The sequence below is a fragment of the Paenibacillus harenae DSM 16969 genome, assembly GCF_000422465.1.
Lineage (GTDB): Bacteria > Bacillota > Bacilli > Paenibacillales > Paenibacillaceae > Pristimantibacillus > Pristimantibacillus harenae.
Window position 1 is genome coordinate 1,980,431 of record NZ_KE383842.1, and the last position, 21,187, is coordinate 2,001,617.

General features: G+C 49.3%; 17 protein-coding genes. 1 reads left to right on the forward strand and 16 read right to left on the reverse strand.

The genetic code is table 11. From position 1 onward, the window contains the following. Positions 1-38 precede the first annotated feature (38 nt). From H581_RS0119380 to abnB, 12 genes are all read right to left on the reverse strand, one after another. Complete coding sequence (locus H581_RS0119380) at positions 39-1,340, reverse strand: response regulator (RefSeq protein WP_028611467.1); 1,302 nt, start codon at positions 1,338-1,340, stop codon at positions 39-41. A 65-nt stretch (positions 1,341-1,405) separates the two neighbouring features. Further along, entirely contained in the window at positions 1,406-2,245 is an 840-nt protein-coding gene (locus tag H581_RS34555; protein WP_036718861.1) for a carbohydrate ABC transporter permease, read from the reverse strand. A 2-nt stretch (positions 2,246-2,247) separates the two neighbouring features. Then, entirely contained in the window at positions 2,248-3,156 is a 909-nt protein-coding gene (locus H581_RS0119390; RefSeq protein WP_036718863.1) for a carbohydrate ABC transporter permease, read from the reverse strand. 96 nt (positions 3,157-3,252) lie between these two features. Next, on the reverse strand, positions 3,253-4,635 hold the full coding sequence (locus H581_RS0119395) for an ABC transporter substrate-binding protein (protein ID WP_028611469.1): 1,383 nt from the start codon (positions 4,633-4,635) through the stop codon (positions 3,253-3,255). A 283-nt stretch (positions 4,636-4,918) separates the two neighbouring features. Then, positions 4,919-6,259 carry an MATE family efflux transporter gene (locus H581_RS0119400; RefSeq protein ID WP_036719346.1) on the reverse strand — a complete coding sequence of 447 codons (1,341 nt, stop codon included), beginning with the start codon at positions 6,257-6,259 and terminating at the stop codon, positions 4,919-4,921. Beyond that, positions 6,259-7,023: an ABC transporter ATP-binding protein gene (locus tag H581_RS0119405; protein ID WP_028611471.1), complete on the reverse strand. Its 765-nt coding sequence runs from the start codon at positions 7,021-7,023 to the stop codon at positions 6,259-6,261. Before H581_RS0119405 ends, H581_RS0119400 begins: the two co-directional genes overlap by 1 nt. Beyond that, positions 7,020-7,820: an ATP-binding cassette domain-containing protein gene (locus H581_RS0119410; RefSeq protein WP_036718865.1), complete on the reverse strand. Its 801-nt coding sequence runs from the start codon at positions 7,818-7,820 to the stop codon at positions 7,020-7,022. Before H581_RS0119410 ends, H581_RS0119405 begins: the two co-directional genes overlap by 4 nt. Beyond that, a complete protein-coding gene (gene nikC / locus H581_RS0119415; protein WP_028611473.1) occupies positions 7,817-8,665 on the reverse strand; it encodes a nickel transporter permease in 849 nt (282 codons plus the stop codon). Before nikC ends, H581_RS0119410 begins: the two co-directional genes overlap by 4 nt. After that, positions 8,656-9,609: a nickel ABC transporter permease gene (gene nikB / locus H581_RS0119420; protein WP_028611474.1), complete on the reverse strand. Its 954-nt coding sequence runs from the start codon at positions 9,607-9,609 to the stop codon at positions 8,656-8,658. Before nikB ends, nikC begins: the two co-directional genes overlap by 10 nt. After that, positions 9,610-11,142 (reverse strand): nickel ABC transporter substrate-binding protein, encoded by a 1,533-nt coding sequence (gene nikA, locus H581_RS0119425; RefSeq protein WP_028611475.1) that lies wholly within the window; start codon positions 11,140-11,142, stop codon positions 9,610-9,612. It lies immediately after the preceding gene. A 361-nt stretch (positions 11,143-11,503) separates the two neighbouring features. Continuing rightward, positions 11,504-12,463, reverse strand: a complete 960-nt coding sequence (locus H581_RS0119430; protein ID WP_051250983.1) for a glycoside hydrolase family 43 protein — start codon at positions 12,461-12,463, stop codon at positions 11,504-11,506. A 27-nt stretch (positions 12,464-12,490) separates the two neighbouring features. Next, positions 12,491-13,918 carry an arabinan endo-1,5-alpha-L-arabinosidase AbnB gene (gene abnB, locus H581_RS0119435; protein WP_051251079.1) on the reverse strand — a complete coding sequence of 476 codons (1,428 nt, stop codon included), beginning with the start codon at positions 13,916-13,918 and terminating at the stop codon, positions 12,491-12,493. Positions 13,919-14,063: 145 nt separating this feature from the next. Here abnB and H581_RS0119440 point away from each other — a divergent pair, with 145 nt between their 5' ends. After that, on the forward strand, positions 14,064-14,996 hold the full coding sequence (locus tag H581_RS0119440; RefSeq protein ID WP_028611478.1) for an ArsR/SmtB family transcription factor: 933 nt from the start codon (positions 14,064-14,066) through the stop codon (positions 14,994-14,996). A gap of 92 nt (positions 14,997-15,088) precedes the next feature. On the opposite strand, the gene H581_RS0119445 is transcribed toward H581_RS0119440, so the two are convergent. The 4 genes from H581_RS0119445 to H581_RS34560 form a co-directional block, all read right to left on the reverse strand. Further along, on the reverse strand, positions 15,089-15,928 hold the full coding sequence (locus H581_RS0119445; protein ID WP_425414623.1) for a carbohydrate ABC transporter permease: 840 nt from the start codon (positions 15,926-15,928) through the stop codon (positions 15,089-15,091). Between the two features lie 47 nt (positions 15,929-15,975). Beyond that, positions 15,976-16,860: a carbohydrate ABC transporter permease gene (locus H581_RS0119450; protein ID WP_028611480.1), complete on the reverse strand. Its 885-nt coding sequence runs from the start codon at positions 16,858-16,860 to the stop codon at positions 15,976-15,978. A gap of 92 nt (positions 16,861-16,952) precedes the next feature. After that, positions 16,953-18,353 (reverse strand): ABC transporter substrate-binding protein, encoded by a 1,401-nt coding sequence (locus tag H581_RS0119455; RefSeq protein WP_028611481.1) that lies wholly within the window; start codon positions 18,351-18,353, stop codon positions 16,953-16,955. 679 nt (positions 18,354-19,032) lie between these two features. After that, entirely contained in the window at positions 19,033-21,108 is a 2,076-nt protein-coding gene (locus H581_RS34560; RefSeq protein WP_084134630.1) for an RICIN domain-containing protein, read from the reverse strand. Between the last annotated feature and the right edge of the window lie 79 nt (positions 21,109-21,187).

The following is a 21,187-nucleotide window of genomic DNA, read 5'->3' on the forward strand; positions in this document are numbered from 1 at the left end:
GTCCCCGTTTAATGTCTTTTATGCGAAGCCTCTCCGAATTATTGTTCCATAGACAACCTGTATTCCAAGGGCGTTTTCCCGACAAATTTCTTGAATGTCGCCGAGAAATAGGCAGGATCCGAGTAGCCTACCATCTCTACGACTTCATAAATCTTGTTCCCGGGGTCTTTAAGCAGCGTTTTCGCCTGTTCAATCCGCAGGACGGTCAAAAACTGGATGTAATTTTCGCCTGTTTCTTTGAATAAAGCGCTTAAATAATTCGGCGTCACATGGACATGCTCAGCCACTTTCTTCAAAGTGACGTTCTTTGAATAGTTTTGGCGGACATATTTTTTCGCTTCCTCGATGATGTAATGCGCGCCTTTGGGCGACGGCGAATCCTCCATCACCGGCTCCGAGATCCCGGTACGGTTATCAACGTCTACGTATTCGCCTATGCAAAGGCGGTTCCCTTCGCCGGAGGAAGCCAGAGCGAGCTCGGCCGAGCGGTATGAAACATGTACTTGCTCGATATTGGTTACGGAAACGCCGATACCGATGGTGAATGTCGACTGCCAGAGCCCCATGCAGGCGCCGAGCTGCTTCTTCAACTTGAGCATTTCATCCCGCGAGTCGATATCCCGTCCGATGAAGTAGCATCGGGCGGTTTCCGGATCGACATAATGGTAACCGAGATCTTTGGCTTCCCACAGCTCCGACAGCATGTTGTCAAGGGAAAAGACGATCAATCGGAACTCCTTCTTGCCGACCCCGGAAACGCCGTTCCGCAGCCGGTCCAGAGATAAGATGGATACCTGATAGTCGGATTCCTGCGAAAGGATGAATTCGGCTTCCGCAGCCGATTGTTCGATATCATCCTGGCTCATCATTCCGGCTAACAGTTCTTTCAGAAAATTTACCCGGAGCATCCGGGAAAGAAGTCTTTCTTTGCGTTCAAGGGTCGCCTGGCGATATTCGATTTGCTTTTCATTAATCATCTTCCGATGAAGCTCTTTAAAGATAGCGAAAAGGTCTTCGATGATCGTCGGCTTGAGCAAATAATCGGACGCCCCTAACTTAAGCGCTTGCTTGGCGTACTCAAAGTCATCATACCCGGAAAGTATAATGACTTTGACGAAGGGATACTTCTCTTTTATTGCCCCGAGGAGCTGTATTCCGTCCATAAACGGCATACGGATATCGGTGAGTATGACATCGACGGGCCTTTCCTCCATGAGAGCAAGAGCTTCCAATCCGTGAGCGCCGACTCCGGCAATTTCATAGCCGATCGTCGGCCAATTCAGCGACGCAAGACCATCGCGTATTTCCGCTTCATCGTCCACGATTAAAATGGTGAACATAGCTGCACCCGCTTCTTGTTGAAGTGAATAGACTTTTTTCCGACATTTTTCGACATATTTCTATTTTAACCTTTGACCGCGCCCGCGGCAATACCATCCACCAAATACCTCTGCCCGAAGAAGAAGACGGCAATCGTCGGAATCATGAACAGAATCGCAGCAGCCGAGCTCGGCTGCTGCAGCACGACATTCGGGTTGTCTGGCAGATGATAGCCGATCGTAGCCAGAGCGGTGGCAAGCGGATAATTCTCGTCCTTCAAAAACATGAAAGGCGTAATGAAGTCGCCCCAGGTCCACTGGAAACACGTAATCGCCGCCGTCCAGGTTGCCGGCGTGGCCAAAGGCAGAAAAATGGTCCAGTAAATTCTGAGCGTTGAGCAGCCGTCGATCCGGGCAGCTTCTTCAAGCTCCTTCGGGATCGAGGAAAAGAACTGCTTGTACAGAAAAATAAAAAACGGCGCCCCGCCAATGCCCCACAGGAGCCATGGATAAAACGTATTATTAAAATCCAGCTTATTGAAGAGAATATAAGTCGGAATTTGGGTCACAATCTGGGGCAGCATCATGGTGGAAGTAATCACCAGGAAGAACAGTTTCTTCCCCGGCGCGTGAAGTCTCGCGAACGCAAACCCGGCCAGCGCGCTGGACATTGTCGTCAAAGGCACATAAATGGCGCAAATAATGAGCGAGTTTTTCAGAAAGGCAGGAAACTCGATCATGGTCACGGCCAATACGTAGTTATTCCAATCGAAACCAGCCGGCAGCAGGGTCGGCAGGGAACCCAGCGGATTGAGCGAATTGACGACCGTCAGAACGAAAGGATAACCGAAAATGACCGTCAATAAAGCGATTAGGCCGTACACTGCAATTCGAAGAGGCAGCTTGTTAATACCAGAGTTAACCATCCCTACACCTCCTGCTCGGTCTCATAATAGACCCAGTACCGGCTTGAATAAAAGACTAAAATGGTCAGCAGCAGGATCGCGATAAACAAGACCCACATGAGCGCCAAACCGTAACCGAACCGTTGAAACGCAAAGATTTGCTGAAAAGCGTGTACCAAATATAAATAATTGGGCTTAATCGGCGGATCCAGAAGCGTTTTGCCTGTCAACAGGATGGGTTGAATATACATTTGAAGCGACGCGATGCTGCCCATAATTAAATTTAAGAAAAGGACATGGGTCATCAGCGGCAAAGTGACCGTAAAAAATTTGCGGATCGGACTTGCTCCGTCAATCTCGGCCGCCTCATACAAATCGGCGGGAATGCCCTTCAAGCCTGCGAGATTAATGAGCAGACTGCTGCCCGCTCCCCATAACAGCATCACGATCAGCGCGGTTGTCGCATACTCGTAGCCGAGCCAGCTCACCTGCGGAAGATGAAGACGGTTGAAAAACGTATTAAGCAGCCCTTCGCCGGAAAAAATAAACTTCCACATCAATACGGTGGAAACGACCGGCACAACGGAAGGCATATAGAAAGCGGTTCTGTACCAGGAAAGCCCTTTGATCTTCAGGTTTAACAGGATCGCCAGGAAAAGGCCGATGGCTAGACTGAGCGGGACGTTAATCGCTGTAACAAGCAGCGTACGGCCGAGCGCATATATCGATTCGGAATCCTCGAACACCGTTTTGTAATTGTTGAACCCGACAAATTTCAATTTGTCCATGTTAAAGCCCGTGTAATTCGTAAAACTCAGATACAGGCCGTACAGCAGCGGGAATACCCCAAGAGTGATAAAAATAATAAGCCAGGGAGAAACGAAGGCGTAAAAAGTCCCGTATTGTCTCCATTTTTTTGTTTGCAGCATCATTCGTCACTCCTCCAGCGTTTTCGTAAGAAAACGCACATCGTAAGCATAGGCTTAAACGGAAAGGGAGAAAACCTTCTCCCTCTCCCTTCTTTTACTTTACTGAATGGCATTCATATTCTCTTGAATAATCAGGTTCATGTTTTTCGTCAGCTCATTCAAGGCGTCGTCCAGGTCCGCTTTACCGAAATAAACCGGCGTCACGTATTTGTCCAGAAGGGTTTGGCCGTTAAGCAAGAACGGATTGCTTTCCAAAGGAACGTTCGAGTACTTCAATTCTTCCTGAAGCTGGTTGTACACCCTTTTGTCGAAATCGGTTTCTTGCGGCATCAGCGGAATCAGCGATTTAAGCGCCGGTACTCCCCAGCCGCCGGATGCGCGGTTTTTCGCCGGAGTGCCCGCCATAATATATTCGAACACCTTCCAGGCCTGATCCGGATTCTTTGTATTCTTGCTAATGATAAATCCGGTAGCTGCGCCCGTCGGCGACACTAGATTGCCATTCTCGGCAATAGGCGCAGGAAGCATGCCGAAATCGTTGAGGTGAGTCTTCATTTTCTCGTCGCCGCGAATCATGCCGGAGAACCAGTAGCCTGCCATGATCATGGCGGCTTTATTATTCATAAACAAATCTCCGCCCCATGTAGCGGGATCCTGATTCACGTCGTTTTTACCCAGGTTATTCTTGACGGCATCCACCCACATGGAAACAGCTTCCTTCACTTCCGGTTTTGTGAAATCGGCTGTTTTCATATCTTCGGAGAAAACCTTGACGTCCTTGCTCGCAAGATAATCCATGATGGACGGAAGGTCCGCTTGCGTTTTCGAACCCAGCGCGAGGCCGTATTGCTTCACCTTGCCGTCTTCCTTTAGGGTCAATTTTTTGCCCAATTCCATTAATTCGTTCCACGTGAGCGGACTTTTCGAATCCGGAACCTGCACGCCTGCAGCGTCAAACAAGGTTTTGTTGTAGAAGATCGTAAAGTCCGGCGACCAATCTTTCGGCATGCCGTATAGAGGTCCTTGTCCTTGAACCTTGCCGTCGAAGCGGAACAGATTCACCGGGGGAAGGAAATCGTCTTCTTTAAGCATCTCGCTCTTCTGCAGATACGGAGTAAGGTCCATAGCCAGACCCTTGACGACATAGGAGGTCAGGTCGACTGCGCCCTGCGCCCGAATCAGGTCCGGCGCATCGTTTGTGGCGATTTGGGCAGCCAGCTTCTGCGGATTGAGCTCTTCCAGTTTAATTTTAATGCCGGGGTTGTTTGTTTCGAATTCAGTCACTTCGTCATCCGAAACCTCGCCCTTATTCAGCGCTACACGAATCGTAACCTGCGCATCGGTGCTTGCGCCTGTTTGCGGCTCATTCGAAGTGTTGCCTCCCTGATCTTCGTTGACATTGCCCGAAGACGTTCCGCATCCGGTTATGAGTACGCAGGTTGCAATGATTGCGGCGAGCGATGTCATGATTCTCTTTTTCATGTTAACCCTCCTGTGTTTGTTGTCTTCTTAAGCATAACTTGTCCGCACTGAAACAGGTATTCGACAAAACTACAATAACTATGGCTAGATTACAAACTTGTATATTCTTCAGGTAAAAAGAATATATTCTAAGCCCGGTTCATTAAGGAAGATCGATCCAACATCGGAGATAATTCCGTATGAACGAGAAAATCAGCAAAAAACCTCCAGTTCCGCAGTAAAAGCGGTGATGGAGGTACTTTTCACGTATAAATTAAAGTGATATGCGGGGCTAAGCGAGCAATTACGAATTGACCTTCCTGATCAAATGCGGAATGTACAGAACAAGAAAAACGGATCTTCCCAAAGCGAATATAAGAAACGAAAACCAAAGTCCATTGTTGTCGTAAGAAGGAACGATGCTTGCCACAGCCAGCAGAAACAGAACCAGTGAAATCAACATGGAATTTCGGATGGGATACGTAATCGTCATTCCTGTGAACACTCCGTAGAAAACGAGTCCGAAACCGGCGCTGACCGGAAACCAGATCAGCCAATGGCTATAGGTATTTGCGAGGTCTAGAACAACAACATGTTCCGTAAAAAGGGCAATCGCCGGCTGCTTGATCCACCCATATATGAAGCTGATGGAGAGGGCGGCGACAACCGTCCATATCCAGGAAAGGTTGAGCGTCCTTCTCAGAAGCCGAACGCTGCCGGCTCCGCGGGCTTGACCTGCGTATATGCTGCTGGCATTGCCGAATCCGTCAAAGAAGTAAGCCATCATATAGTGAATTTGCAGCAAAATGGCATTGGCCGCCAGCACATCCGTTCCAAGACCGGCGCTCTGCGAGGTGAACAGATTGAACATTACCAAAAGGCAAGCGGTTCGGATCATGAGGTCCCCATTGGCAGACAACATTTTTTTCCATTCCGAAACCCGGAACCTTTCCTTCCATCGGGAAGTTTTATCTTTTCGCCACTGCTTCCACATCCGTGATCGGACAATAATAAGGATACCGAGCACACATGCTGTCCCTTCGGCTATCAAAGTAGCTGCCGCTACACCGGCAACATTCCAATGAAACACCTGGACGAAAACCAAATCGAGGGCAATATTCGATACATTCATAAAAATCTGCACGAACAGAGTCGCCTTCAGACGGGACAAGCCCATTAACCATCCGATAAGAACATAATTAATGAGTGTAAGCGGTGCGCCCCATATCCGAATATTGAAATACTGGGCCGCTTGAATCGAAACATCCGGTTCGGGTTGAATAAAGTAAAGCGCTGCACTCAAAATCGGTTTCTGGAGGGCGATGAAGACCATACCGATCAATAAAGCGATGATCAGCGGACGAATCAGGGCTGCGATTCCCTCATCCTTGTCTCCCGAGCCAACGGCCTGTGCCGTAAATGCAGAGGTGCTCACTCTAAGAAATCCGAACAGCCAATACAAGGTATTGAAAATAAGCGTACCGACGGCAACTCCTCCCAAGTAGGCCGGGTTGTTCAAATGACCGATAATTGCCGTGTCCGCCGCTCCGAGAAGAGGCGTCGTTATTGTCGAGATCGTTAACGGCAAAGCCAAAGCCAGGTATGTCCGGTGAGAGGGTAATTGAAGGGAGATATTCGCATTCATCATTCAAACATGGAAATCAGCTCTTGTGTATACGGATTGCGTTCCGCAGCAAAGAGTTCTTCCTTTTCAAATCGGTCCACAATGATACCGTCCTGCATCACCATTATGTTTTGGCTCATCTCATACACTGCGGAGAGGTCATGGGAAATGAAGAGATAAGAGATGCCTAACTGCTCTCGCAGCCCATTCAGTAAACGGAGAACGGCGGCTTGAGACAGAACATCAAGACTCGAAGTCGGTTCGTCCAGAATAATAATCGCGGGTTCGATGCTGATAGCTCGAGCAATGGTCGCTCGCTGCTTCTGTCCGCCGCTCAGTTCATGGGGATAACGATAGGCCAGACTTGCCGGAAGTTCTACAGCTTCCAACAGCTGTGCGGCAAAGTCATTTCTATTCGTATAATGAAAATGTTTCATCTTAGCTTGATCGCCGAGTTGCAAATAAGGATCCATCAACGAATCTATTATTTTCAGCTTTGGATTCAACGCTGCGGAAGGGTTTTGCAAAACCGCTTGGATATTTTTTCGATAGGGTCTTAAACTGCGTTCATTTTTGTTATGAAGCGGTATGCCCTCGAACAGAATACTCCCCTTATCGATCGGCTCCATATTTAAAAGGCAGCGGGCAAGCGTGCTTTTACCGCACCCGCTCTCGCCTACAAGACCGAGACATTGCTTCTTCCCCATCGTAAAATTCACGTCCTGGAGCACGGCGGCTCCATGATCGTACGTTTTGTAGACATGATTTACTTCCAACAGATTCATCGTGTCGCTCCTGCAATAGATAGTGGGTTCAGGCTTCTAAGTGATGGCGATGATTTGATCAGCAAATCGGTATATGCATGCTTCGGATGATTCAGCACCTCGTTTTTATCGCCTGTTTCAATGATTGTTCCGTCTTTCATAACCGCAATGCGGTCCGCATATTTCTTTACGTGACGCAGATCATGGGTAATGAACAAAATCGCACAGCCGGTTTCCTCTTGCATCCGGGACAATAGTTCCAGAACTCTGAAAGAAGATACGCTGTCCAAGGCCGTAGTAGGCTCGTCGGCGATCAATATATCCGGTTTAAGCAGGAGTGCAATCGCTATAGATACACGCTGCAGTTGTCCGCCGCTTAATTGAAACGGATATCTGGTGCAGATTTCTTCAGATAGGCCCACGGAGACAAGCGCTGACTTGGCTTGCTGTATTCTTTCTGTTTTGGACAGCTTTAGATGCCGCCGTTGATATTCCTCGAAGTGACGCCCTATCGTTAGAAAAGGAGTAAAGGACCCTTGGTAATCCTGAAAGATATAAGACAGACGTTTCCCGCGAATATGACGCATTTCGGAGGAGGAGAGGGTTACTACATTTTTGTCTTCATACCATATTTCGCCTGTCGCTTGAAGGTTGGGAGGCAGCAGCTGTCCGATTGCCGATGCGGTCATACTCTTGCCGCTGCCGCTTTGGCCAACAAGCGCAAACCACTCTCCCTCATGTATTTCAAACGAAATATCATGTACGATCCTATTTTGCCTTCCGGCAATGGACAGATGATTCACGGTTAAGATGCTCACTTTTCAACCTCTTTTTTCACATCAAATTTATCACGCAAGTAATCGCCGAGTAAGTTCGACAAGAGAACGACAAACACAATCATTATACCCGGATAAATCATTAATGAGGGATTGGATTGAAAATGAGGACGGGCATCATTGAGCATCGCACCCCACTCCGGTGCCGGAGGCTGCGCACCGAGTCCGATATATGAAAGAGATGAAATGAGCAGAATGATTTTTCCCAAATCAAGACTGGCAAGTACGAGTACGTTCCCGATAATATGGGGAAACAGATGTTTGGTCATCATTCGGCCAGTACGAAGACCATTGATTCTAGCAATCATAATATAGTCTTTCTGGCGTTCATTCAACACTGTACTGCGCACAAGCCGGGCATAATTAACCCACTTCACCACGATTATGGCGAGTAACAGATTTTCAATACCCGCACCCAGTAAACCGCTTAACACGATCGCAACGATTGTATCCGGAAACGAAAGGAAACCGTCTGCTATACGCATAAAAATCCGATCGATAAAACCTCCTTTAAATCCGGCCCATACACCAAACGGCACACCGATCACTACTGCAACCAGCAGTGCCAAGAGACCGTAGCCAACCGTCAGCTGAGAGCCAAGCAGAAGACGCGTCAATACGTCACGCCCCAGATGATCCGTGCCGAGCGGATGCTCGAAGCTCATCGGCAATAATCTTTCAGCCAGATTGACCAAAGACGGATCATGCTTCAGGACAAGGAAGGTGTATGCTGCAACAACCAGCGACAAAGTTAGCATGAAGAGCAGAGCGCCGGCTTTCCAGCGCTTCTTGCTATTTATGCTTTTCTCGGTAAGCACTAACTCCATCGGCTGTTCTTCCTTTCCCTTAGTCTTAGCTCCGGATTTAAATATCGATAGGAGATATCGACGGCGCTATTTACAAGAAAAACGATAATCGCCATGATCAAAATGTACCCTTGGATGACGGGGTAATCACGCGATCTGATCGAATCCACAACCATCTTTCCGATACCAGGATAGGCGAAAATAACTTCAATAACGACAACTCCGCCGATCAAGCTGCCCAGGCTGACACCGAATACGGTAATAACAGGCGGAAGACTATAGCGAAATGCATGGGCGAAAAAAATCCGCATTTCCGACAAACCTCTTGAACGTGCTGCCCGTATAAATTCATTGCCGAGAGAATCGAGCAAGCTCGAACGCAATAATCGAACATAAACGCTAGTGATGGCAAGTCCTAACGTAATGGAGGGAAGGACGGCGGAGATAAGTCCGTCCCTTCCCATCGGAGGGAGAATCCCCCATCGTACCGCAAATAAGTCTATGAAAATCAGTGCCAGCCAAAAACTCGGTATAGCTGCGCCAAGCAGCGACACACCCCGGCTTATCTGGTCAATCCAGCTTCCGCGATAAACAGCTCCAAGCGAGCCAAGCGGAATAGCCACGCAAAGCATGACTAATAGCGAACCAATTGTCAATTCAATTGTTGCGGGCAGCCCGCTTAAGATCATCTCCATCACAGGCTGATTCGTAATATAGGAATTCCCGAAATCCAATTTGACAAAGTCGGCAAACCAGCGGCTATACTGGACTAAAAGCGGATCATTAAAGCCTAATTGTTCGCGCAAAGCCTCGACTTGTTCATTCGTGACCGACAAATCATCGACTCTAAGAATGGACAGAACCGGATCACCCGGAGCGAGACGCACAAAGAGAAAGCTAACGAACGTAATGACAAGAAGAAAGATAATGACCTCGATTAATCGCCGGCCTAGAATCTGAAGCATTTATTCCTTCACATCCAGTTCATTCGTCAGCATATAGTATTCGCTTCGGGATGTCGTCCAGTTTATAACTTTATCGGACTTATAAGCGACTAGTGTGTTCGGATGCAAAACAAACGAATTGTAGACTTGTTCATCTACATAGATTGCGATTTGTTCCGCCAATACCGAACGCTCTTCTTGTCCGACGGTTGCGTTTAACTCGTCGATAAGAGCCGTTAATTGATCGTCATCCGCACCGCTAAAGTTCAAAGCGCCGTTTGGATGATACGTTGCGTTTAAATAGTAACCGGCATCGCCGCGAGGCGCGGTTAAATTACTGTAGGTTGCCAAATCCCAATCCCGATTGGCAGCCATATACTCTTCCGGAATTTCGATCTGTTGAATTTTTACGTCAATTCCCAGTTGACCTGCATCCGATTGAAACACTTGTGCGATTAAGGGTAAGTCGGCCCGTGAACTGTAAGTCAGAAGATTAAGTGTGAGCGGATCGCCATTTTTTTGCATGACGCCATCCAATTCCGTATATCCCGCTTCCTTTAGATAGGCTCTGGCAGCATCCATTCCGATCTTTTTCTCAGGATAGTCCGGCGCAAATGAAAAGCTGGATGGGAATGGCCCTACAGCAACTTCCGCATGTCCCTTTAAAATGGTCTCCACAATAGCTTTACGATCAATCAAGGCATCTACTGCCTTGCGAACATTGACGTCTTGAAGCGGCTTCCTCTCCAGATTCATCGTCATTTGATGCACCCGGAAAGTGGAAGTCGACTCGACGGTCACACCTTTTGAAGCTTCCAAATTAGCGAGGGTTTCCACTTCAGGACGGAAAACAATATCAGCGGTTCCCGATTGAAGAGCCAGTGATCGGGCATTCGCATCTTCATTAAACGAAAATCTTGCTGTTTCCAGTTTAGCAGGTCCCCTCCAGTAACCGTCATAACGGATCAGGTCCACTGCGGTGCCCGGCGTAAATGACGATACGGCAAAGGGGCCGGTCCCTATCGGTTTTTTAATAAAATCCGTTTCCGTCACGTCAATAATCGATGTGTTTGGATGTACCAATTCCGATGGGAATTCGGGAAAAGGAACCTCTGTCATAATCTTCAATGTATTTGCATTTGCTTCTATTGAATCAATGCGCAGGGCGTTCTTAATCGCTATACTGTCTTTCATCGCACGCTCCAGTGAGGCTTTCACAGCTGCTGCATTCATAGGTTTGCCGTTGTGAAAGGTTACCCCTTCTCTGAGCTCAATCGTCCATAATTGGCCGTCTTTACTGTCCCAGCTTTGTGCAAGCCACGGCTCGATTGTCAAGTTCGTATCATTGAGACGTACCAATGTTTCCGTTATTCCTGCGCGAAGCGGCACATAACTTGTATCCACATTCGGATCAAGCGAGCTTGTTGCAAAATTAAAGAGTAAGTTTACCTCTTTCTTCTCCACGCCTTGTTTATCAGCAGCGTTTGAAGAGCACGCTGCCAAAAAAATAGCCGAAAGAAGTAAAACCAACAAAGATTTGTATCGATTAGACATCATTTATTCCTCCACTATAAAATAATAAGATCGTATAATATGTAATCATTACGGATAACACTCAAACATATGCCGGACGTTAAGTCCGGTTATGTCCCCTTTGCTTTATCGTGATATACCTAGAATAACCCATGTAAAAGAAACGGGGATTATTCGTAATGTTTACGTTATGGTAGTATAGCAGTCGCTTTTTTGCACGTCAATCCCCCATTGTCATCCTCCATCGTTTTTATTGTTTCGCCAAGGAAAACAGACGTTCCGCATGAGGGAACGTCTGTTTACGCTAAGTTCGAATAATCACGTTCGACGCCTCGCTCGCTCAGGACGTTCACCATCTATGGCAAGACGGGCGCCTCTCCATCTAACCGCGAAAGTCCGGCGTACCGTCAGGAAGCCAACGGATCGGCTTGATCCAGGTATGGCGGTTCGGATCGTAAAGCGGATCACCGACAATCTCTTTGTACGTACGCGCATGGTAAACCATCACGTCTTCAGTGCCGTCCTCGGACACGGTGAAGCTGTTATGGCCCGGACCGTATTGCCCCGCTTCCTCATCGGTCGTCAGCACCGGCGTCCTCGATTTTCTCCAGGATGCGGGGTCCATCAGGTCGGCGTCTTCATCCGCCCACAGCAGCCCCATGCAGTAATTGTAATCGGTCGCGCTTGCAGAGTAGCTGATGTAAACTTTCCCGTTCTTCTTGATAACGGCGGCGCCTTCGTTGACCAGGAAGCCGATCTTCTCCCATTCGTACTCCGGCTTGCTCAGCATGACCTGTCTCCCCCCAAGCGTCCAGCCGTTGGCCAGCGGGGCGATGTACAGGTTCGAATTGCCCGGAATCGCGGGGTCTTGCTGGGCCCATACGAGATAGTGCGTGCCCCTGTGCTCGAACCGGGTGGCATCCAGCGAGAACGACTCCCACTGCGTACGGATCTGTCCCTTTTCAATCCACTCGCCTTCGAGCGGGTTTGCGGACTCGTTCTCCAGCACGTACATGCGGTGGTCGAACAGGCCGTCCATTGTCTCCGACGTGTGGGCGGCGGCAAAATAGATGTACCATTTGCCCTCCATATAATGAATCTCCGGTGCCCAAATGTTAGCGCTGAGCAGACCGGTGTCGTATTTTCGCCAGACCGCCTTGGCTTCCGCTTCCGCGAGTCCCCGTATGGTCTCCGCCCTCCTGACTTCGATGCGGTCGTATTCCGGCACGGACGCCGTGAAATAATAAAAGCCGTCATGATGGCGGTATATCCATGGGTCCGCCCGTTGCTCAATGATCAATTCCGCTGTGCGATATCCGCTTTGGTTCAGTTTCGTGTTCATGGTTGTAATCTTCTCCTCATAGCTATATTAGTTTGTCAGCTCCTTGCGGTCAGAGCCACGGCTGCCCCAGACCGCTGCTCCTCCCTGCGACAATACGGTAAACGCCATAGTCTCCGTCTGCGCGGCCTCGTCCCACTGGCGGACGAAGACGCCTGAGTAGGCGGTTTCGTCAAGAGTAACCTCCGCCTTGTTACCGTCCGACAGCTTCCACGTGCCCGCGAACGCTCCCGTAATCCTGCCGTCGCTCTCCAATGTAATCGTAACGGACGGTTTAATGTCGGCAGATATTTCTTTTCCATGATTAACCAGTCTATATGCGCCGGCAACGTCCTTCTTGCCGTACTGTCCGATCGTTTCACCCGCATAACGGTGCGGTGCCGCGATCGGCCACCCGTCCTCGTTCAAAAACATTTGATGGACACGAACATTGTGCGTTTCGCCCCTATTCGGATACCGGGTATGAAAAATGAGATAATACTTGCCGCTTTCCCTGTCATAATAAGCGGAATTGTGACCAGGGGAGACGTAACCGCCTTCCTCCTCTCCTTCGCTGCCGATCCATTGAAAATTTCCCATCAATTTAGCGCCGTAAGTCTCAATGGAGCGGTCGTCGAACAATGTACCGGGCGCTCCCATAGCGCGGGCCATATCGTTTCCTTCCGTATCGACGAATGGACCATCCGGATTTTTCGAACGTGCGACCCTTATGTTGTATCCTCCGTTTGCGTCAAGCCCGCCGTAGGAGAGGAATAAATAGTAGTACTTCGTTTCCGGACTATACAGCATGAAGGGCCCTTCGATCCGGGCATGGTTGCCCCCGAGCAGTTTCTTGCCGTATCCTTGTCCCGGTTCCGGCTTTCCCGATTCGGGATCCATCTTCAGAATATATATACCTCCCGAATAAGAGCCGTACACCATCCAAAGATTGTCGTCCTTGTCATAGAATACGTCCGGATCGACCGTGTTCGGATGGATGGTCGCATCATAGTAGCTGCCGTCCGCAAGCGGCTCGGTCATGTCCATACCGGACTTCAACAGAATTCCGAGGTCCTTGTAAGGCCCTTCCACCCTGTCCGCGACCGCTACGCCAAGCGCCGATCTCGGGGAGTCACCCCGGCACGCATTGTAATACATATAGAACCTGCCGTCCTTCAGCTGGATGACATCTGCCGCCCACAGCGTCCCCGTCTCCGCCCATTCGAACGTTTCTTTTAGTTCGAGAAACGGATCGGGGATTAGTACGTTACCGGAACTGACGTCTGCCGATATCTGGGTCCAGGCCTTCAAGTCGGTTGATTTCGCCGATGCCAAATGCGACCCGAATACATAATAAGTTTCGTCAACCTTCACGACCGAAGGATCATGAACCGTAACGTCTTCAAAAACTGGGGGTTCGGTTATCCCGTCACCACCTTCCGCCGGGCGACCGTCCGCACAACCAACGACCAGTAACATGACCGCCAGCAGAACGACTATGGCACGCAAACGATTGTTCACAGGAATCCCTCCGTCATTATTTCATCTGCCTTGTAATTCATTAATAAAGTACGTATATTGTTTATAAGAATATTAATTTCAAAACTAGTCTGGAGAATAAAGAATGAAAATCGATACGACCCCTCTCTCGCTGCCCATCTATGAAGCGCTGTCGAGCAGCGTACGTTTGCAAGTCATCAATCTGCTGGCTATGCAGGACATGAACATCAAAGAACTTGCCCAAGCCCTGAATTTAAGCAGTTCCATTATGACCATGCACGTCAAGAAACTGGAGAAGGCCGGCATTATCCAAGCAACGAAAATCCCAAGCAAGGGCGGCAATCACAAGGTATGTACGCTCGTCGCCGAGCAGATCACCATCGATTTTCCGCGCAAGGGCGATATGGCGCCTACCCGAGACTATCACCAAACTATCGTATCCGTTGGGCATTACACCGATTTCCAGATCGAGCCTACCTGCGGGTTGGCCTCGACGGAGAAGGTGATCGGCGAGTTCGACGAACCGCGCTGCTTCCTCGATGCTGAACGCTTCAACGCCAAGATTCTATGGTTCGGGCGAGGCTTCGTTGAATACAAAGTGCCAAACTACCTGCTCAGCGATGAAAACCCTGAAGAGCTTGAAATTTCAATGGAGATTTCTTCCGAAGCCCCGTTCACCAACCGGAACTGGCCTTCCGACATTTCCTTCCACCTCAACGGCGTCAAGCTCGGCACCTGGACAAGTCCGGGCGATTTCGGCGGCAAACGCGGGAAGTATACGCCGGATTGGTGGTGGGACGAAATCAATCAGTACGGACTTCTTAAGGTGATCAAGGTGAACAAGCAAGGAACGTTTATCGACGGAAATCAGGTGTCCGTTGTCTCGCTCGACCAATTGAATATTCGGGAGAAACAACTGAATTTCAGGACCGGTATTGATGAGAACGCCCAACACATCGGCGGAGTCACGCTGTTCGGCTCCGGCTTTGGCAACTACAACCAGGACATCGTATTTAAGTTATATTACCGGCAAGCAGATGAAGCCCCGGCGGAGTAATTCTCGCCGGGCTTCGATTTGTCAAAGCCAAGAGCGTCGATCTGCTTGCCCAAGCGGTCTCACCGGCATGTCGGGACTGATCTTCCCCCTAATCAACCCTTTACCCCCGTGAAATTAAGAGACTCGACGAAGTAACGCTGGAACACGAGAAAGACGATCAGAATCGGAATCATGACGATGAACGCGGCCGCCATGATGAGCGGATAATCGCTCTGGATCACATAGAAAGCGTTGAAGTCGGCCATCATCAGCTGTATCGTTTTCTTCTCCGGCGTACTCAGATAGATACGAGGCCCCAGGTAATCGTTCCAGATGCCGAGAAACCATAGAATAAGCTGCGCCGCGACGGCCGGCTTGACCATAGGCAGCATGATCTTGATGAATATGCCGAACAGCGAGGCGCCATCGATTTTGGCAGCTTCGATGAACTCATCCGAGATGCCGTTCATAAATTGCCGGATGAAGAACATCATGAATACGTTGCCGAGCATCGCCGGAATGATGAGCGGTTTCAGGCTGTCGATCCATTGCAGCTCCGAAAACATGACGAATTGCGGGATCATGACGACCGGAAACGGAATCATGATCGTAGCAAGCAGCATAAGGAACAGGAAATTGCGGCCCGGAAAACGAAGCTTCGCAAAAGCAAAGGCCGCCAGCGAGGACGTAAAGGTGCCTACGATGATGATCGGAAGCGCCACCTTCAGGCTGTTCAAAATACCTTGAAGGAAAGGAGCCTTCTCCCAAATCTCCGTATATTTCACAAAATTCGGTTTCGGGAACCAGTCGGGCGGCATGACAAATGCTTCCATCGGTGATTTCATCGTTGTGATGAATATCCACCAGAACGGAATAAGGATCACGAGAGAACCGAGGGTCAGGAGAGAATAGACGATGAAATCCGTCCACCTTTCGCTCGCCTTTTTACTCAGGCCTTGCATTATCTTTGGATTGGCGCTCACTTAAGCTCCTCCTTCGCTTATTCGTGCACCCATTTGTCCTGGAATTTGAACTGGATGAACGTGATGATGAACATGATGATACCGAGCACCCATGCCATGGCGCTTGCGTAGCCCATTTCATAGTAGTTGAATGCCTTCTGGAACATATACACGACAAGCGTCACCGCGCTGTTGTTCGGTCCGTCTCCGCCGTTGCTTGCCATGATGACGACCTCGACGAACAGCTGGAAACCGCCGATCAGCCCGGTTATCACCAGGAAGAACGTCATCGGTGTCAATAAAGGAAAGGTAATATGGCGGAACATGCCGAACTTCCCTGCTCCGTCGATTTCCGCCGCTTCATACAGCGATTTCGGGACGTTCTGCAGACCGGCCAGATAGAAGATCGAGGAAGCGCCGACCCCTTTCCAGACCATCATGATAATGAGGCCGGCCTTGATCCACGTCTCGTTCCCTAGCCACGACGGCCCTTCAATACCGAACCAGCTCAATGCATAGTTGATGAGACCGTAATCCTTGTTAAGCAACCACTGCCACAGGATGGCGACTGCCGCCAGCGAGCAAACGGCCGGCATATAGAATATGACGCGAAACGCCTTAGAACCCTTGATCGGCCGGTTCAGCCCAATCGCAAGAAGCATCGCTAAGATCAGTCCAACGGGTATTCCGATCATATAGTAGACGGTGTTATAGAGAGATTTCCAGAACTTTTCATCCTGGAATAGATTCTTATAATTGTCGAAGCCTACAAATGAGGCCTTCTGAACGATATTCCAATCCGTGAAGCTCATGATGCCCGAGAAAATCATAGGGCCAACCGTAAAAAGCGCAAACTGAAGAAGCAATGGCAGGATAAATAGGTACGCTATCCACATTTCCTTCTTCTTTTCAGTCAGCTGCATGCTCTCACCTCTCCTTGATGTATCCGTTCCTTCACCTTTAAAGAATATCCGGGCATGGGAAGTGTCCCATACCCGTCCGTCCTTTACTTCGTTTATTTTTGCGCTTGGGCTTTCTTCTTCTTCTCGATCGATTTGTCGACAAGCTCCTGCATTTTCGGCTGAAGTTCCTTAACGAACGCTTCAGGCGTCTTCTTGCCATCCCACACCTGGGTTACACTGGAGTTGAAGAGGTCATACCATTCACGGTCATACGTCTTCTCGAACGCCCAGTCATGGCCGTTCGTTTCGATCACGTCAAGGAACACTTGTTTGCTGACCGGCTTCTTGTCGGTCATGTTCAAGTAATCGTTTTTCGCCATATCGATCAAGTTCGGCACCTGCAGTCCCATGGTCATCGCTTCACGCTGAATGTCCGGGTCGACGCTCAGGAATGCAGCAAGGTCGAACGCTTCCTGCGGGTTTTTCGTCTTCGCGGATACGCCGAAGCCTTGGGAGCCGAGCCACGTACCCCATGTGCCGTTATTGGACGGCCAAGGCATCAGGTCGTAATCAAACTTCAAATCCCAAAATGCGGCGGTATCCCATGGACCCATCGGAAACATGGCTACCGTACCGTTCAACCAGCGCGTATAACCCCCCATCGATGACTCGTCTTCTGAGGACGGAACGACATGATGCTTGTTGCGCAGGTCGGCCACAAATTGCAGCGATTCAATAAATTTCGGGTCGTCGATCGTAACTTTCGTGCCATCTTCGTTAATGTAATCGGCGCCGTTGCCCCATACGGCCGGTTCGTGCCACCAGAAGCCCGCGCCGTATTGTTTGATTTTCTTCGGGTTGAAATCCGGGCTTTCCGGGTTATTGCCCTTATCGTCGAGCGTCAGCTTTTTGGCGATCGAAATATACTCGTCCCAGGTTAGCGGTTTTTTCGGGTCCGGAGTCGGGATGCCGGCCTTTTCAAACAGCGATTTGTTGTAAACGTATGCGAATGGTCCAACGTCCTTCGGCAACGCGTAGGTTTTGCCGTCACGCGTATACTTCGAGATGCCTTTCTGCCATACATTGTCGACGTTGAAAATGTCCGATTTCTCAATATACGGCGTCAAATCAAGCAGCTGGTCGGTGTCAACCATGAAGCTGACATTCTCCGGCGATGCGTAGAATACGTCCGGCGTCTGGCCGCCTGCGATCATCGCCTGCAACTTTGTAGCGTAATCTGCAGGAGGTGTCGTAATGTAATTCACCTTGACGTGAGGATATTTCTCCTGATACTTCTTGATCAACTGGGTATACATCTTCTGCTCGTGCGGTTGCGCGAAAGCCACCAGGTTGATTGTCACCTTGTCCTTCGGTTTATCGGCGTTTGGCTGGTTAGTCGCAGTTTCGTTGGCTTTTCCTTCATTGCTGCCGTTAGTATTGCCGGACCCGCAAGCGGACAATACCATGCTTAGGATGAAAACGGTTACAACAAGGAATAATAAAGATTTTTTCATTGCTCTCCCCCTACAATAGTAAGTATTAATTTCACAGGTTGATATTAGCATAATTATTAACTTTAAACCTGTTAATTAACAATAATCCAAACTACTATTATTGTCAACTTCTTTTTTAGTATGATCTTTTCCATTAAAAATCATACGCTTTACTCACGTCTTTTTAATGTTATTAACCGGAAATGCCTGCATTCATCACTATCACGGGTATTGTATCGGTATCCTTTTTATCCCCTTTCAAGGTATTAAAGTTCATATTAACAATTTTATTTATATCACATAATATAATTAATTTCAATGTTATTTTCAATGTCGAAATTAGGCTTTTTTTGACTGGTAAAAGCTTTAAAGCATATGAGATTTGGTAATTAAGCGTTTTCTTAAAAATGATACAAAAAGTACGGCTTTGAAATTAACATAATAGTTATTATCATCAATGCATGAGGAGAAACCATATTGAGAGGCCGGGGGTTTTACTGTTTAATATGAGCAGATATGAGTAGAGACAAGTTCATCATAATCCAATTCTAATAAGAATACCTAGGACCAAGATATTCCACCGGCATTTCTGCCGTTCATTCGCGCGTTCTCCGCCTTGCATGCCGCACAATTCCCTAAACAGCAAGAAAAAACAAGCAATCCCGTTGCGGGGATTGCTTGTTTACCCAAAACTTTGGCTTTACGGAGCGGTTTCGGTAAAAGTCGCATCGGCGTTAAACGTCGATCCCGATCCGCTCTGGGCATACAAAAGATAATTGGAGTGGCGCAAATATTTGGCCGAATCCGTCCACGTCTGGTAGGACGACTTCTGGGCATCCGCTAATCCCGCTACGCGGCGGAAGGTCGCCTCATTGGCGAAAGCCGTCGTGCTGTCGCTCGGATCCAGCCAAACCTCTCCGCTCGAACGAACACGCAGGTAGCGCCCGGGGAAATTAACGGACTCGAACGAAACGCCGCTCGGATCAGCCAATCCGGCAACCATCTTGAACTGGGAGTCTTGAACCGGAGAAACGTTGGCAGCGATCTGTGCGCGATAGTTAAAGTGCCGCACGAAGCGGTCCGGATAATTATACGATTGCAAGCGAACGTTTACCGATACCGGTTCGAGCCTCCACTGCTGATTATTGCCGGAAAGATATCGCCATTGCTGGATAAGGGCTCCATCAGCCGTAGAGATCCCTTCCACGTCAGCCGGCTTGTTGGTATGCGCGGGGGTGATGCGGTGATAACCGCTGCCGACAGGGATAAAAGCAAATTTCTGGTTGTCGCCGCCGTTACTGTTCCACAACTTAAATTTGGCGCCATGATCCAGAGAAGCGCTTGCTATATCCAAATAAAGTCCGCTCTGCACATTCTTGACGCTATATTGTCCTCCGCCAAGATGGGTCACGGTCCACTGCTGATTCGTTCCCCCGCTAGACGTCCATTGCCGTATACTTGAACCGCTAGTTGTTCCGGCCGCATCCATAGCCTTGCCGGTATGACGCACAATGAAACGATAGGTGCCGTCAGGAATATTTCCGCCGGGGAGCATTGCCGTTCCACCGCCGCCAGCCGGCCGGGTATAGAGAAGCGTACCAAATCCGGATTGGTCGAATGTTGAAGGATATCTGGTGTCGGGACCGCCTTCCGGTCTCACCAGTTGGGCGCGTGCGGCAATATTGGGCACCAACAGCCCCTTGCGTTTTGCGTAATGGTTGTAGATCATTTCCCAAACCGGGCGGTATTCATCACGGCTGGCGCTGGATATTACCGTCTCTGTGTGGACGGCGCCAGTTGTGCCGGTCCCCCTTTCGTAAGTCGCATACGGAACGTTATCATCTCCGTTGTTATATTTGGCGACGTATTCGGCAGCGCGCATGAAGCGGTTATTTGCCCACCCGTACAAATCGTCGCCCTGATTCCAAGCCATTTCAGCCGTTGCAGCCATTAATCCGATTCCCATTTGCGTGTGCGCCTGGTCGCGCCCGGACTCCTCCCACTGTGCAAGCCCGTTCGGGTGCAGGAACGGAATCGCATTATAGATGGAACCGTTTCCGGCGCCGTGTTTAAAGTATTCGATTCCAATGCTGTAGATATCCCGGCGGTCAGTAAAAATGCCAATCGCAACCGTCGCCGCCATATTGCACAGATCCCAGTTCGCCCGGTAATTTTGGATGTATGCGTCGTTGTGATCCTTGCCGTATTCATTGCCTATAAGGAAGCGCTCGATAAGAGGCTTGTAAAATACATTCAGCAGCATGTTTTGCATCTGGGTCACGTTGAAACCGGGATAGTCCCGCATAATCTCCGCTGCGTTAGCCATTTGATATCCGTTAAGTCCGGCAGCCAAATAGCGTTCGGCAGCCCCGGAGATCGTCGTAAGCGTAGACGACCAGGCGTTCAGAATATTGCGCGCCGTGTCACCGTTGGCCGTGTTGCCGGTGATCTTCCATAGTAAGGCATTCTGGTAAGCGCGGGCAACATCGACGTTCAACAAGGCTACGTTGTCACCAGTGCCGCCGCGAATGATCGTATCCGTAGCGCGCGGGGTCCAATTGGACGATGAAAGCGGGCTGCTAACCAGCTTATTATAACCATCCAGATACGGCTGCGTGCCCGCGTTAACCATCTGCTTCATGCGATCGAAATCCGCTTGCGTGTGCAGGATGCCTGGATGTACGAAGTCAGTGGCAGCTGCTTGCCCTTTATCGACAAACCCGATCATGCTTGCCAGAAGACATAAAATCATTGAAACCGCTAAAATCCTCTTCATTTCAAATTCATCTCCTTTACGATTTGATAACGAAAATAAGAAGCCCCCAATCTCGAAACCAGGATTCGATTGGGGGCTT